The organism is Micromonospora sp. NPDC007208, from assembly GCF_042869175.1.
Classification (GTDB): domain Bacteria; phylum Actinomycetota; class Actinomycetes; order Mycobacteriales; family Micromonosporaceae; genus Micromonospora; species Micromonospora foliorum.
In genome coordinates, this window is record NZ_JBIAFG010000001.1 from 541,086 (window position 1) to 554,232 (window position 13,147).

Consider the following 13,147-nt stretch of genomic DNA (forward strand, 5'->3'; position numbering starts at 1 on the left):
GATGGTCTGGAGGCAGCCTGTGTCCACCCTCGTGTCCCCGCTGGCCACGCTCGGCGCGATCCGCCGGCGTACCACCACCCTCGCCCTGCTCCTCGCCATGGTCGCCGCCGCGTTGGTCGGCCCGTCCGTGGTCTCTCCCCGGTTGACCGACCCGGCCTCGGCGGCGGTCTACAGCTCCTGCACCATGAGCCGCTGCGCGGACGCCCGCACCGCCCGTTCGGGCTGGTCCGCCAAGGGGTTCCCGACCAGCCGTGGCTGGTACTCCTGGAGCGGGGGGAAGTCCAACTTCGCCGGCGGCCAGTTCTACAACTACGAGGGTCAACTGCCCACCAACGCCACCTACTACGAGTACGACGTCTACCCGCGCACCCAGGGCGCCGCCCGGGACGCGTACCGGATCGTGGTGAACCGCAGCACCGGGGTCACCTGGTTCTCGCCCAACCACTACACCGACTTCTACCGGCTCTGACCGATCGGGGGGCCGGCCGGTCGGCGTCGGCCGGCCCCCGCGTCGTCGCCCCGAAAGGATCAGGAGGAACGTGATGGTCGACGAGGACGCGGGTCGGACACCCGACTGGCTGGTCGTCCGCCGCGACGACGCCCTGGACATGCCCGGCGCGGTGGTGCTGGCCGGGGCGGCGGCCCGGCGCAGGGCCGGGCTGTTCGCTGCGCTCGCCGCCGCGCTGGCCCTGCCGGCGTACCTGGGCGACACCTGGGACGCCCTCGCCGACGTGCTCCGGGACCGGCTCGACGCCGGCCCGCTCACCCTGCTGATCACCGACGCCGGCCAACTGCTCATCGACGAGCCGTCCGATCAGTACGGTCTGCTGCTCGCCGTGCTCGGCGACCTCGCCACCAGCGCCCCGCACCCGTTGCGCGTCGTCCTCGACGAGGCGACGCCCTCCTGAGCGGTGATTCGAGCCGGCCGTCGGCGGCGGTGGGGGCGGCATCTCACCGTGGGTGACGGCCGCCGGGCGCGGTTGCTTCGATGAGCGGTATACCGCAGCGGTATGAATATGACTCTGAGGTATACCGCGCTCTTGAGTGACACGCTCCCGCGCCGGCGCGCGCCTAACTCTCGTTCAGGAGGTTGGTGGCCCGGCGGTGCGGGTGGCACCCGCACCGCCGGTCATCCGGGTCACTGCGTCGCGGGCGGGATGCTCTGCTCGTACTGGAAGACGTTGTGCGGGTCGTACTTCGCCTTGATCTTGCGCAGCCGGGGGAAGTTGTGCCCCCAGTAGGCCTTCTCCCACTCGGCCATGCCGATGTTCGGCACGTTGACGTAGGCGCCGTCCACGTAGGGCCGCAGCGCCTGGCTGAACTCGGCGATCCAGGTCTGCGCGATCGGGGTGATGGCATCGTCGCTGTCGGGCTCGCCGCGGGTGCCCCAGCCCGCGCCGGGCTCCGAGTAGAAGAGCGCGTCGCGGTGCGGGAACGCCGAGCCGCCAAAGGGCTCCTGTCGTTGCGCCCCCCGGCCGAAGGCCTGGGTGAAGAAGTTGCTGTCGGGCGAGGGCGCCTTCTCCATGAACTCACGGACGATGCTGACCGCCTCCTCCGGGAACGGCTCCCGGGTGAACTGGGAGAAGAACTTCCAGTTCGCCGGGTCGTCCTCGTTCGGGGTCTGGAAACCGGCGTAGACGTCGCCCCAGTTGCCGAGCTGCACGGTGACCGTGGGGTTGCCGATCGACAGGATCGGCGCCAGCAGCTTCCTGGCCTCCGCCTCGGACCCGTCCGCCAGCACCGCGAAGAACAGGATCTCCTCCGGGTGGACCTCGAGCTGGCTGCCGAGACGCGGGTCGGTGAAGGGTGCGACGCGCTGCCAGGTGTCGAAGACCTCGTGCAGGTCGCCGAGACCGGGCCAGGTCACCTGCAGGTAGGCGACGCTGGTGAGCGGAGCGACCTTGTAGGTCAGCGAGGTGACGATCCCGAAGTTGCCGTTGCCCGCCCCGCGCAGTGCCCAGAGCAGGTCCGAGTAGTTCCACGGGTCCACCTCGAGCACCTTCGCCCCGTCGGCGCCCGCCGCCACGACGATCTCCGCGCCGATCAGGTTGTCGCAGGCCATCCCGAGGTAGCGGGTGAGGAAACCGAGGCCGCCACCGAGGGTCGCCCCGGACAGGCCCACGGTCCCTTCCGTGCCGGTCGTCACCGCGAAGTCGTGCTCCCCGAGGGCGGTCACCGCCTCCGACTGGGTGAGCCCCGCGCCGACCTTCGCCGTGCGGGCGGCGGTGTCGATCTGGACGTCCTTCAGCTCGCTGACGTCGATCACGATGCCGTTGTCGACGTTCGACCAGCCTTCCAGGTTGTGTCGGCCACTGCGGACCCGCAGCGCGACGTCGTGCTGCCGCGCCCAGGTGAGCGCGTTGACCACGTCCTGGGTCTCCTGGGCGAAGACGATGACCAGCGGATAGTGCACGAACAGCTCGTCCCACCCGAGGCTGGCCTCCGCGTAGTCGGGGCTCTGCGGGCGGACGATGAGGCCGGTCAGCTGTGCCGGCGGGAACTTCGTGTCGGAGGGCCACCCGGGACCGTCGGCCGCGATCGCCGAGCTGCCGGCGATCATGCTCGGGATGGCGACCGCTCCGGCGCCGACGGCCGTCGCCCTGAGCAGATCACGACGGGAAAGGTCGCGCATGGTCAGAATCCTCTCGATTGGTGACACGCCCGAAAGACGAACCGAGAGGGGCATTTCCTCTCATCTGGCGTGAAACCAACCGTAAGGCCCCAGGCTCCCTCGCAGATCTGAGAACTTGTCACGGAACCCGGTCGGGTGATCCGGGGACGGGTCAGTTCGAGGCGGGCTGGTCGAGGATGGCGCTGAACCGCTCCTCGGCAAGGTCCAACTGGCCGAAGATGTGCCGCTTCACCGCCGGTGACAACGGGGTGTCCGGTCGGCCGATCAGGTCCCGGAACAGCGGGACCAGCGGCCGGTACTTCCGGGCCGACGAGACCACCTTCGGCCCGACCGTGTGGATCACGCCCACCCCGTTGTCGGTGAAGTCCGACACCTTGATCACCCGGGCCCAGGGCTCCCGGTCCAGGCTGACCGCCAGGTGCTCCCGGTACTGCTCGTTGCGGTCCCGCTCGGGGTCGTACACCGGGTTGGTGACCGCGGCGACCAGGGTGGCCACCCGGGGCCCGAACCGCGCGGCGAGCGCGGCCAGCGCGGCCCCGGTCGGGTCGCCGCCCGGGTCGCCGTCGGCCAACTCGGCCGGGTGGTCCTCCACCGCGTCGTGCAGCAGACCGGCGACGATCACGTCCACGTCCCGCACCTGGTAGTGGTGCATCAACCGGATCGCCACCCGCAGCAGGTGGTTCAGGTACGGCTCACGGACCCGTCGATCGTCGCGGTGCAGTTCGGCGGCGAGGTCGAGCGCGGCGGTCAACCGCGCCCGGGCGGCGTCGTCGAACTGCTGGACCTCCAACCGGAAACGTTCCAGCAGGCCCGGTTCGCCGTGGATCTCGGTGATCGCGTGCATCGGCATGCTGCCCAGGTGCGGCGGGAAGTCCATGCGTCACTTATAGCCGATCTTCACCATGTCGATGAGCCCGTACGTCGCCGACCCGACCGCGAGTCGCTGGCGCCCGAGCCGTCAGAGCGGCAGTCGGTCGGCACCGGCGAGCGGGCCCACCACGAGGGGGACCAGCGGCGCCGGCAGGACGGGGTCGCGGCGCAGGGTGGGCGTCCAGCCCGCGTCCGCGGCCAGGTCGGGGTCATGGGTCGCGTTGTACGCCGCCAGCAGGTCGACCGGTCGGGCTGCGCCGCCGCCCTGGCGGACCCAGGAGCCTCGCTCGGTCACCGCGGTGCCGCCCCAGTCGTAGAGCAGGTCCGCCGGGTCGACCGCCGCGTCCAGGGTGAAGAAGTTGTTCTGCGCGTAGATCGCCGACTGGACACCCACACCGAGCGCGTACTGGAAGTCGTCCCCACCGAGCCGGTAGTGGTTGTTGTAGACGTCGACCTGACCGAAGCGCACCCGGGGCAGCCGTTGCAGGACGCCGTCGAAGAGGTTGTGGTGCAGGGTGACCCGCAGCCGGCCCACGTCCGGGCCGACGGTGTTGGACGAGCCGATCAACAGCAGCTTGTCCCGACCCGTGAAGCGGTTCCACGAGGCGGTGACCAGGCTGGCGGTGTGCGTGACGTCCAACGACCCGTCGTGCACCTGGTACGGCCGACCGAAGTACACCGGCTGGGCGCTGTCCGGGTTGTCGCCGTCGGTGAAGGTGTTGTGGTCGACCCAGACGTTCTCGCTGCGGCGTACCGAGATCTGGTCGTACTGGCTGTTCCAGTTGCCGGCCTCGCCGTCGGTCGGCGACCAGGCCGGGAAGCAGTCCCGGGCGTCGACGAGAGTCAGATTGCGGACGATGACGTTCGGCGCCCGGTCGATCATGAGGGTGAGCCCGGTCAGTCGAGCGCCGCGCAGCCCGACGATCGTGGTGTTCGGCCCGATGTTGATCTGGGTCTGCCGGGTCTGGGTGGCCACCGAACGCACCCGAGCCTCCTCCAGCGGCCCGCTCGGTGGCACCCGCCCCCACACCGCCGGGTCGTACGCGGCCAGGTAGGCGTCCAACCGGTAGCCCGGGTCGGCCAGGTCGGCGCAGCTCAGCGGCGTACCGTCGGGCCCTTCGAAGCCGTCGATGGCACCGTCGACGTAGATGAGCTTCGGGGTGGCGTCGGTGGCGTTGCCCGCGTTGTCGCCGCCCAGCGCGGCCACCAGCTCCGCCCGATTGTGGACCACCCGGGTCCGCTCGGGGGTGGCCGCCGAGCCGCCGGTGGTGCCGGGCCCGTCGGCAGCCCAACCGTCCCGCTCGGGCAGCGTCTGCCGGCCGAGGTGGCCGGCCAACCAGGAGAGCCGGTCGGCGGACGGCACGTCCGGGCGGGCGGCGGCGGGGGCCGGGGCGGCGCCGAGGAGGAGGGCGACCACTGTGGCGCCGCCGAGGATTCTGCGCATCGACTGTCTCCATTCGTTGGTGGTGGGTGTCCGTCCCAGGTGGCGTCCGTCGCTATCCGGCCAGCTCGGCGCGGTACGCGGCGGACGCCCACGGCACCGCCAGCTCGCTCGGCAGCGCCCCCCGCTCGGCCGCCCGGCGCAACACGTCGACGACGCCCCGCAGGTGGCGGACCCGCTCGCCGCCCTCGCCGAGGGTGGTCACCAGATCGCCGTCGAGCAGCCGGGGCTCCGGCGCGGGGCGCAACGCGTCCAACAGCGCGGTGAACGGCGCCGTACGGGCCAGTGGCGCGATCAGCGGCACGCCCGCCGGGTCGGCCCGGTGGGCCAGCAGGTTCTCCAGCAGCCCCAGCCGCCCCGGCACCCGGCGGGTCACCACGTCCCCGGGCAGGCGCAACCGGTCGGTCGGGTACTCCAGCACCGCCCGCCCCGCCGTACCGGTCACCACCACCTCGCCCGCCACGAACTCCTCGGCGGCCAGGGTCACCGCCACCAGCACCGGCGGCCCGGCGCGGAACAGGACCCGCAGCACGGCGGTGTCCTCCACCTCGATCGGCCGGACCCGGTACCGTTCCACCTCGATCGCGACCGGCCAGGGCGTCGCCCCGGCGAGCGCCTCGGCGATCGCCAGGCACTGCATCACCGCGTGCGCGAGCGGGTTGGCGAGTGCGCCGTCGAGCACCGGCCGGCCCTCCAGACTCCGTCGGCCGGCCCAGGGGGAGCGGGCGTAGTAGGCGTCCGGCCGTTGCCAGGCGGCGATGGTGGAGATGCCGGTGACCGTGCCCAGCCGGCCGGCGGCCAGCGCGTCGGTCAGCGCGGTGAGGGCTGCCGAGCCGAGCGCCTGGAAGCCGACCTGGGCCACCCGGCCGGCGGCGGTGAGGGCCCAGGTCAGCTCCTCGTGCTCGGCCAGCGACAGCACCGGCGGCTTCTCCAGCAGCAGGTCCGCGCCGGTGGCCAGGGCGTCGCGGGCGATCGCCAGGTGGGTGTGCGGCGGCGTGCAGATCACCACCACCTCCGGTCGGGTGGCGGCGAGCATCGCCCGGTGGTCGGTGAAGACCGCCACCCCGGGCGGCACCGGGGCGGCCGGGTCGTCCTCCACCGGTCGGACGTCGACCAGGGCCACCAACCGCAGCCGACCGGCCGCGTGCAGGGGCGCGATGACCCGCCGGTGCCAGCGACCGTGCCCGTTCGCCCCGATCACCGCCACCCGAGGCGGCCCGCCCCCGCTCACCGGTGACCGGCCCGTGCCGACCCGGTCACCGGGCGCCGGCCAGGGTCGCCTCGACGCCGTGCCGTTCCAACGCGGTCAGCCAGGCGATCACGTCGGCGCGGACCTCGTCGTCCTCGGCCACCTCCACCGGGATGACGTCGCGCAGCGCGAAGACCGCGTCGACCGCACCCGCCGGGCTCTGCGCACCGGCGTCCAACGCGGCCCGGATCGGCCCGGCCAGTGGGTCCTGGAACGGCAACGGCCGGCCGTCGTCGGCGTACCCCAGCGCGAAGCGCAACCAGGACGCCACGACCAGCGCGCCCCAGCGCGCGGACCGCCCGGCCGCGCGCAGGTCGGCGATGGTGTGCAGGACGCGCTGTGGCAGCTTCTGGGAGCCGTCGATGGCCACCTGGAGGGTGCGGTGGTGGATCGCCGGGTTACCGAACCGGGCCAGGGCCTGCTCGCCGTAGTCGACCACCCGGACCCCGTCCGGCGGGGTGAAGCTGGCCGCCACGTCCTCGGCGATCAGCTGGCGCAGCACGTCGCGCAGGTGCGGGATCTCCAGCGCGTCGGCGATCGTCTCCCGACCGGCCAACGCGCCGAGGTACGCGATGGCCGAGTGCACGCCGTTGAGGGCGCGCAGCTTCAACCGCTCCCACGGGCCGGCGTCATCGGTGAGCACCGCCCCGGCGAACTCCCAGCCGGGCCGGCCGCCGGGGAAGTCGTCCTCGATCACCCACTGCGCGTACGGCTCGGCGGCCACCGCGGCCAGGTCGGTCACGCCGAGCGCCCGACGGGCCGCCTCGATCGTCTCCGGGGTGCTGGCCGGCACGATCCGATCCACCATGGTGCCCGGGCAGGTGACGTTGGCGGCCACCCACTCGACCAGCCCGGTGGGCACACCGCTGGCCCGGTCGACCGCCTGGTCGAGCATGCCGCGCAGTCGTCGGCCGTTGGCCGGCAGGTTGTCACAGCTCACCAGGGCCACCGGCCCTGCGTCCGCGGCGGCCCGGGCGACCAGCCCGCGCAGCAGCAGCCCCGGCACCGTGCTCGGCGCACCGCCGGCCAGGTCCGCGGCGAGTGCCGAGTCCGGGGACAGCTGGCCGGTCACCGGGTCGAGTTGGTACGCCTTCTCGGTGACGGTCAGGGTCACCACGCGGACCGCCGGGTCGGCGAGCAGCGCCACCACGGCGTCCGGGTCGCTGGGTGCGTGCCGTACGCCACTCAGGGCGCCCACCACCCGGGTGGCGCTGCCGGCGGCGGAGAGGGCGCTGACGCTGAACAGGTTGTCCTGCGCGGCGATCGCCTCGACGACTGCGGAGCTGCGCGGGGCGACGGCCACGATGCCCCAGTCACCGCCGGCGGCGCCGACCGCCGCCTCGGTGAACACGGCCTGGTGAGCCCGGTGGAACGCGCCCAACCCCAGGTGCACGACGCCGGTCGGCACGGTGCCCGGTCGGATCAGCGGGCGGGCCTCGGCGGGCAGCCGGCGCAGCATGCCCAGGCCGAGTCGGGAGGCCCCGACGGTCACCGCCATGCCGGACCGTCCGGGAAGCGGAACTCGGCGATCGACGCGGGCTTCATGGTGGCGCTGTAACCGGGCCGCTCGGGCAGCAGGTAGCGGCCACCGCGGGTCCGCACCGGATCGACGAAGTGCTCGTGCAGGTGGTCGACGTACTCGATCATCCGACCGTCCAGCCCGGTGCCCACCCGCAGGTAGTCGAAGATCGCCAGGTGCTGCACGTACTCGCAGAGGCCCACGCCGCCGGCGTGCGGGCAGACCGGCACGCCGAACTTCGCCGCCAGCAGCAGCTCGGCCAGGACCTCGTTGACGCCACCGACCCGGCAGGCGTCGATCTGCATCACTCCGATCGCCTCGGCCTGGAGTAGCTGTTTGAAGATCACCCGGTTGGCGGCCACCTCACCGGTGGCCACCCGGCAGCGGCCGGCGGTCAACTCGGTCACCGCGCGGGCGATCCGGGCGTGCCCGAGGATGTCGTCGGCGTGGGTGGGCTCCTCGATCCAGTACGGGTCCACCTCGGCCAACGCCGTCATCGCGGCGATCGCCTCGTCGACGTCCCAGACCTGGTTGGCGTCCATCATCAACAGGGCGTCCGGGCCGATCTCCTCCCGGATGATCCGGGCCCGCCGAAGGTCGTCGGCGAGCGGGCCGCCGACCTTCATCTTCATCGCCCGCCAGCCGTCGGCGTACGCCTGCCGGGTCAGCGCCCGCACCTTGTCGTCCGGGTAGCCGAGCCACCCGACCGAGGTGGTGTACGAAGCGAAACCGTCACGTTCGAGGGCGGCCAACCGGTCGGCCAGCCCGTCGCGTCCCTTGTCCAGGATGGCGGCCGCCTCGTCCGGGGTGAGCGCGTCGGTGATGTGCCGGAAGTCGACGCTGGCCACCAGGTCGTCGGTGGGCAGGTCGGCGAGGAAGCGCCACATCGGCTTGCCGGCCAGGGTGGCCCGCAGGTCCCACACAGCGTTGACCAGCGCGCCGGTCGCCATGTGGATGACGCCCTTCTCCGGGCCCAGCCAGCGCAGCTGCACGTCGGCGCTGAGCGAGCGCCAGAACGCCACCGGCTCGGCCGTGATCTCCTCGACGGTGCGGCCCCGCACGTGGTGGGCCAGGGCGCGCACCGCCGCGCAGGTGATTTCGTTGCCCCGGCCGTTGGTGAAGGTGAACCCGGCGCCGGTCGGGCCGGCGTCGGTGCCCAGCTCCACGTACGTCGCCGAGTAGTCACCCCGGTTGATCGCGTCGGAGCCGTCGCCCCGGGCGGCGGTGGGGAATCGCACGTCGTGCACCTCGACGGAGGTGATGGTGACGGTCACTGAGCCTGTCCTCCGAAGTTGAAGACCCGCTTGGGCAGCCGGTACGCCAGGTCGACGATGGTCTCGGCGGCCTCGTCCAGCGGCAGCCGGTGCTCGGCGACGAGCCGGGCCAGGAAGCCGGCGTCCACCCGGCGGGCCACGTCGTGGCGTACCGGGATGGAGCAGAACGCCCGGGTGTCGTCGACGAACCCGGTGGTGTTGTAGAAGCCGGCGCTCTCGGTGACCGTCTCCCGGAACCGGCGCAGCACCTCGGGGGAGTCCAGGAACCACCAGGGCGCGCCGAGCAGCAGCGCGGCGTACCCGCCCGCGAGGGGCGCCAGCTCGCGGGTGAAGGTGTCCTCGTCGAGGGTGTAGAGCACCAGTCGCAGCCGGGGGTCGTTGCCGTAGCGCTCCAGCAGCGGGGCGAGCGCGTGCACGTACTCGGTGGCCTGCGGGATGTCGCCGCCGACGTCGCGGCCGTGCCGGGCGTGCAACCACCGGTTGTGGTTGCGCACCGCGCCGGGGTGCAGCTGCATGACCAGGCCGTCGTCGAGCGACATCCGGGCGAACTCGACGAGCATGTGCGCCCGGAACGCCTCCGCGTCGGCGGCGTCGGCCTCGCCGCGCCGGCCCCGGTCGTAGAGCCGCTCGGCCTCGGCCGGGGTCAGGTCCAGCGTGCGTGCGGTGGGGTGGCCGTGGTCGGAGGAGGTCGCGCCGGCGGCGATGAACGCGGCGCGTCGGGCCCGTAGCGCGGCCAGGTAGCCGGCGTACGTGCCGGTGTCCTCGCCGGCCCGGTCGCCGAGGCGGTCCACATTGCTCGACCAGCCCTCGAACTCCATGTCCACCACGTCGTCCGGGCGGAACGTGGTGACCACCCGGCCGCCCGGCCCGCCCCACCCGTCGGCGGCGAGCTTGGCGTGCTGCGCGAGGTCGTCCAGCGGCGACTCGGTGGTCGCCAGGACCTCGATGTTGAATTTCTCGAACAGCGCCCGGGGCCGGAAGTCCGGCTCGGTGAGCCGGGCCGCGATCTCGTCGTAGACGGCGTCGGCGGTGCTCGGGCCGAGCGGGGTGTGCACCCCGAACACGGTGCGGAGGGTCTGCTCCAGCCAGAGTCGCGACGGCGTGCCCCGGAACAGGTGCCAGTGGGCGGCGAAGCGTCGCCAGATCACCCGGCCGTCGGTCTCCACCGGGCTGCCGTCGCGGGTGGGCACCCCCAGGTCCGACGGGGGTACGCCCTGGCTGAGCAGCATCCGGGTCAGATAGTGGTCGGGAACGATGAGCAGCTGTGCCGGGTCCGGGAAGGGGCGGTCCTCGGCGAGCAGGGCCGGGTCGACGTGCCCGTGCGGCGAGATGATGGGTTGCTCCGCCGCCAGGGCGTACAGCTCCCGGGCCAGCGCGCGCTGGCCCGGTTCGGGTGGCAGGAGCAGGTCGGTGTGGTCGAACGTGGGCACGGGGTGGGGCTCCTCGTCTCCTGTGTCAGCGGGGGGTGAGCAGGTCGGCGACGCGGACGGGTTGACCGGTCTCGAAGGACCGGTTGGCGGCCAGGCCGGTGAGCAGGGCCAACGCGCCGTCGTCGGCGGTCGCGGCGCGGCCCAACGGGTCGGGTTGACCGCCGAGGAGCACCCCGGTCATCCGGGCGTCCGCGCCGCCGTGCCCGTGCCGACTGCGACCCTGCACCGGGATCTGCCGGGGCGGGGCCCAGAACGGGCGCAGGGTCAGCGTCGCACTTCCGCCCTCGGCCGGCGCCTCGGCGCCGTGCAGGGCGGCGCCCTTGACCGCGCCGGCGGTGCCCCGGTCGACGAAGTCGTTCTCGGCAACCTCCAGCTCCAGTCGGCCCCGGCTGCCGTTGACCATCACCCGGTAGCCCTCCCAGGGCGCGTACGCGGTGAGGTGGTAGGTCATCGTGGCGCCGGTGGAGTAGCGGGCGAGCACCGCCATGTCGTCCTCGATGCTCACCCCGGGCGCGAAGACGTTGCGGTCGCGCTGGTAGCCGTCCTCGGCCTCGGCGTCGAGGTACAGCTCACGCAGCCGGGGGTGGGCGTCCAGCCGCAGCGCGAACGGGTCGTCGGCGGCGGCGGGGGAGCCGTGCGCCCGGTCGTAGTCGCGGGCGTAGCCGTGCCGGCGACCGTCCTCGCCGTAGAAGAAGAGTCGGCCGGCCGCGTACACCTCGACGGGGGTGGCGGCCAACCACCAGTTGACCAGGTCGAAGTGGTGGCTGGCCTTGTGCACCATCAGCCCGCCGGAGGTGGCCTTGTCGCGGTGCCAGCGGCGGAAGTAGTCGGCGCCGTGGCGGACGTCGAGCAGCCACTCGAAGTGCACCGAGCCGATCTCGCCGACCGCGCCCTCGGCGAGCAGCCGGCGAACCTGTTCGTGCAGCGGGTTGTAGCGGTAGTTGAAGGCGACCGTGACCCGGCCGCCGGTCTCGGTCACCGTGTCCAGGATTCGTCGGCAGCGGGCCACGTCCACGGTCATCGGCTTCTCGGTGACGACCTCCCGGCCGGCGCGTAGCGCGGCCACCACGTACTCGTCGTGGGTGACGTCCACGCTGGTGACCAGGACGACGTCGACGCGCTCGGCGTCCAGCATGGTCTTGAAGTCACCGGCCGGGTACGTGGGCACCGGGCGGTGACCCAGCTCGCCCAGCCAGCGGTTGTGCGCGTCCATCCGGGCCTGGTTGACGTCGGCGAAGGCGACCAGCTCGGTGGTGTCGGCGTGGTCGAGCACCAGCGCCCGGACGAACATCTCGGCCCGCGCGCCGGTGCCCACGACGGCGTACCGGACCCGTCCGGCGGCTCTCGGTGACATGCGGTCGCCTCCCGTGGTGCTGCAAAGGTTTGCAATGAAGTAATCACGATCGATCCGTTCGCGTCAACGACGCCAGCGGGACCGGCGTCATTTGTCAGTGTTTGAGGGGGCGCAGGTCACCAAGGGGAGTGTGGGTGCAACAAAGCCGTAATCATTGACCGTTGACACTGGCGCAACCGTTTGCATTAATGGGCCACACCTGCGTGACCGCCACCACATCGGACGAAGGGGCCGCCGTGCCAGTCACCATCCGGGACGTCGCCCGGGCGTCCGGTGTGCACATCTCCACCGTGTCGCGCACCTTCTCCGCGCCCCACCTGGTCAACCCGGAGACCCGGGTCCGGGTGCTGGCCTGCGCGGAGGACCTGGGCTATCGACCGAACCGGGCCGCCCGGGCCCTGATCACCGGGCGCACGCACAACATCGGGCTGATCATCGCGGACATCGCGAACCCGTTCTTCCCGCCGCTGATCAAGGCGGCGGAGAGTCAGGCCCGGCACCGCGACTACCACGTCTTCGTGGCCGACACCAACGAGGACCCGACCGCCGAGGAAGAGCTGGTCCACGCGCTGGCCAAGCAGGTGGACGGGGTGCTGCTGTGCAGCCCGCGGATGAGCAACAGCCTGATCGAGCAGCTCAGCCGCGAGGTGCCACTGGTCGTGGTGAACCGCCAGGTGACCGGCCTGCCCTGCGTGCTGATGGACGTCGGGCAGGGTGCCCGCTCGGCCATCGAGCACCTGGTCGGCCTGGGGCACCGCAGCATCGCGCTGCTCGGCGGCCCGCGCAGCTCGTGGACCAACCGGGAGATGCGCCGTGCCGCCGGCGCGGCCGCCCGAGCCGTCGGCGCGGAGCTGACCGTGCTCGGCCCCAACGCGCCCACCGAGGTCGGCGGCTCCGCCGTCGCCGAGCAGGTGCGACGCAGCGGCGTGTCGGCGGTGCTCGCCTACAACGACCTGATGGCGATCGGCCTGATCGAGGGGCTGGACGCGCTCGGGGTCCGGGTGCCGCAGGAGGTGAGCGTCGTCGGGGTCGACGACATCACCCTGAGCCGGCTGACCCGCCCCAAACTGACGACGGTGGCCACACCCACCGGGGCCGCCGGCCGGACGGCCGTCGACATGCTGCTGCAACAGGACATCGAGTCACCGCGCGGTGCGCGGGGGTCCGGTTCCGGCACGGCGCTCGGCGTCCGTCGTACCACCGCACAGGTAATGCTCCAGACCGACCTGGTCATCCGCGACTCGACCGGCCCGGGCCCGTACGCCCGACCGGCACGTCCCCTGGCCGCACCACGTGGCCCGGGCCCGCATTGCCCTGCGGGCCCGGGCATCCCGACTGCGGCCACCGGTGACGCCGTCGCCTCCTAATGCCGAGGAGT

General features: G+C 72.6%; 11 protein-coding genes. 3 read left to right on the forward strand and 8 right to left on the reverse strand.

The features are described 5' to 3' along the window. The first annotated feature begins 19 nt into the window (after positions 1–19). Entirely contained in the window at positions 20–469 is a 450-nt protein-coding gene (locus ACFYL6_RS02250; RefSeq protein WP_244166133.1) for a ribonuclease domain-containing protein, read from the forward strand. Positions 470–542: 73 nt separating this feature from the next. Then, positions 543–908 (forward strand): barstar family protein, encoded by a 366-nt coding sequence (locus ACFYL6_RS02255; protein ID WP_387166291.1) that lies wholly within the window; start codon positions 543–545, stop codon positions 906–908. A gap of 230 nt (positions 909–1,138) precedes the next feature. Here ACFYL6_RS02255 and ACFYL6_RS02260 read toward each other — a convergent pair whose 3' ends face one another. The 8 genes from ACFYL6_RS02260 to ACFYL6_RS02295 all read right to left on the reverse strand — a co-directional run bounded on the left by ACFYL6_RS02260 (position 1,139) and on the right by ACFYL6_RS02295 (position 11,769). Continuing rightward, on the reverse strand, positions 1,139–2,632 hold the full coding sequence (locus ACFYL6_RS02260) for an FAD-binding oxidoreductase (RefSeq protein WP_387166293.1): 1,494 nt from the start codon (positions 2,630–2,632) through the stop codon (positions 1,139–1,141). A 151-nt stretch (positions 2,633–2,783) separates the two neighbouring features. Continuing rightward, the gene (locus ACFYL6_RS02265; RefSeq protein ID WP_387166295.1) at positions 2,784–3,509 is read right to left on the reverse strand and encodes an HD domain-containing protein; all 726 of its coding nucleotides are present in this window, start codon (positions 3,507–3,509) and stop codon (positions 2,784–2,786) included. Between the two features lie 81 nt (positions 3,510–3,590). After that, positions 3,591–4,946 carry a polysaccharide lyase family 1 protein gene (locus tag ACFYL6_RS02270; RefSeq protein ID WP_387166297.1) on the reverse strand — a complete coding sequence of 452 codons (1,356 nt, stop codon included), beginning with the start codon at positions 4,944–4,946 and terminating at the stop codon, positions 3,591–3,593. 52 nt (positions 4,947–4,998) lie between these two features. Then, complete coding sequence (locus tag ACFYL6_RS02275) at positions 4,999–6,150, reverse strand: Gfo/Idh/MocA family protein (RefSeq protein ID WP_387166299.1); 1,152 nt, start codon at positions 6,148–6,150, stop codon at positions 4,999–5,001. Between the two features lie 49 nt (positions 6,151–6,199). Beyond that, positions 6,200–7,690 carry a mannitol dehydrogenase family protein gene (locus ACFYL6_RS02280; RefSeq protein ID WP_387166301.1) on the reverse strand — a complete coding sequence of 497 codons (1,491 nt, stop codon included), beginning with the start codon at positions 7,688–7,690 and terminating at the stop codon, positions 6,200–6,202. Next, positions 7,681–8,985: an enolase C-terminal domain-like protein gene (locus tag ACFYL6_RS02285; protein WP_387166303.1), complete on the reverse strand. Its 1,305-nt coding sequence runs from the start codon at positions 8,983–8,985 to the stop codon at positions 7,681–7,683. Before ACFYL6_RS02285 ends, ACFYL6_RS02280 begins: the two co-directional genes overlap by 10 nt. Next, a complete protein-coding gene (uxaC, locus tag ACFYL6_RS02290) occupies positions 8,982–10,415 on the reverse strand; it encodes a glucuronate isomerase (protein ID WP_387166305.1) in 1,434 nt (477 codons plus the stop codon). Before uxaC ends, ACFYL6_RS02285 begins: the two co-directional genes overlap by 4 nt. A gap of 25 nt (positions 10,416–10,440) precedes the next feature. After that, positions 10,441–11,769, reverse strand: a complete 1,329-nt coding sequence (locus tag ACFYL6_RS02295; protein WP_387166307.1) for a Gfo/Idh/MocA family protein — start codon at positions 11,767–11,769, stop codon at positions 10,441–10,443. A gap of 236 nt (positions 11,770–12,005) precedes the next feature. On the opposite strand from ACFYL6_RS02295, the gene ACFYL6_RS02300 reads away from it, so the two are divergent. Continuing rightward, complete coding sequence (locus ACFYL6_RS02300) at positions 12,006–13,136, forward strand: LacI family DNA-binding transcriptional regulator (protein WP_387166309.1); 1,131 nt, start codon at positions 12,006–12,008, stop codon at positions 13,134–13,136. Positions 13,137–13,147 lie beyond the last annotated feature (11 nt).

Bases quoted from the DNA above. Each gene is read 5' to 3' on its own strand.
- ACFYL6_RS02255 (WP_387166291.1), top strand. From the start codon at position 543: ATGGTCGACGAGGACGCGGGTCGGACACCCGACTGGCTGGTCGTCCGC.
- ACFYL6_RS02260 (WP_387166293.1), bottom strand. From the start codon at position 2,632: ATGCGCGACCTTTCCCGTCGTGATCTGCTCAGGGCGACGGCCGTCGGC.
- ACFYL6_RS02295 (WP_387166307.1), bottom strand. From the start codon at position 11,769: ATGTCACCGAGAGCCGCCGGACGGGTCCGGTACGCCGTCGTGGGCACC.
- ACFYL6_RS02270 (WP_387166297.1), bottom strand. From the start codon at position 4,946: ATGCGCAGAATCCTCGGCGGCGCCACAGTGGTCGCCCTCCTCCTCGGC.
- ACFYL6_RS02265 (WP_387166295.1), bottom strand. From the start codon at position 3,509: ATGGACTTCCCGCCGCACCTGGGCAGCATGCCGATGCACGCGATCACC.
- ACFYL6_RS02280 (WP_387166301.1), bottom strand. From the start codon at position 7,690: ATGGCGGTGACCGTCGGGGCCTCCCGACTCGGCCTGGGCATGCTGCGC.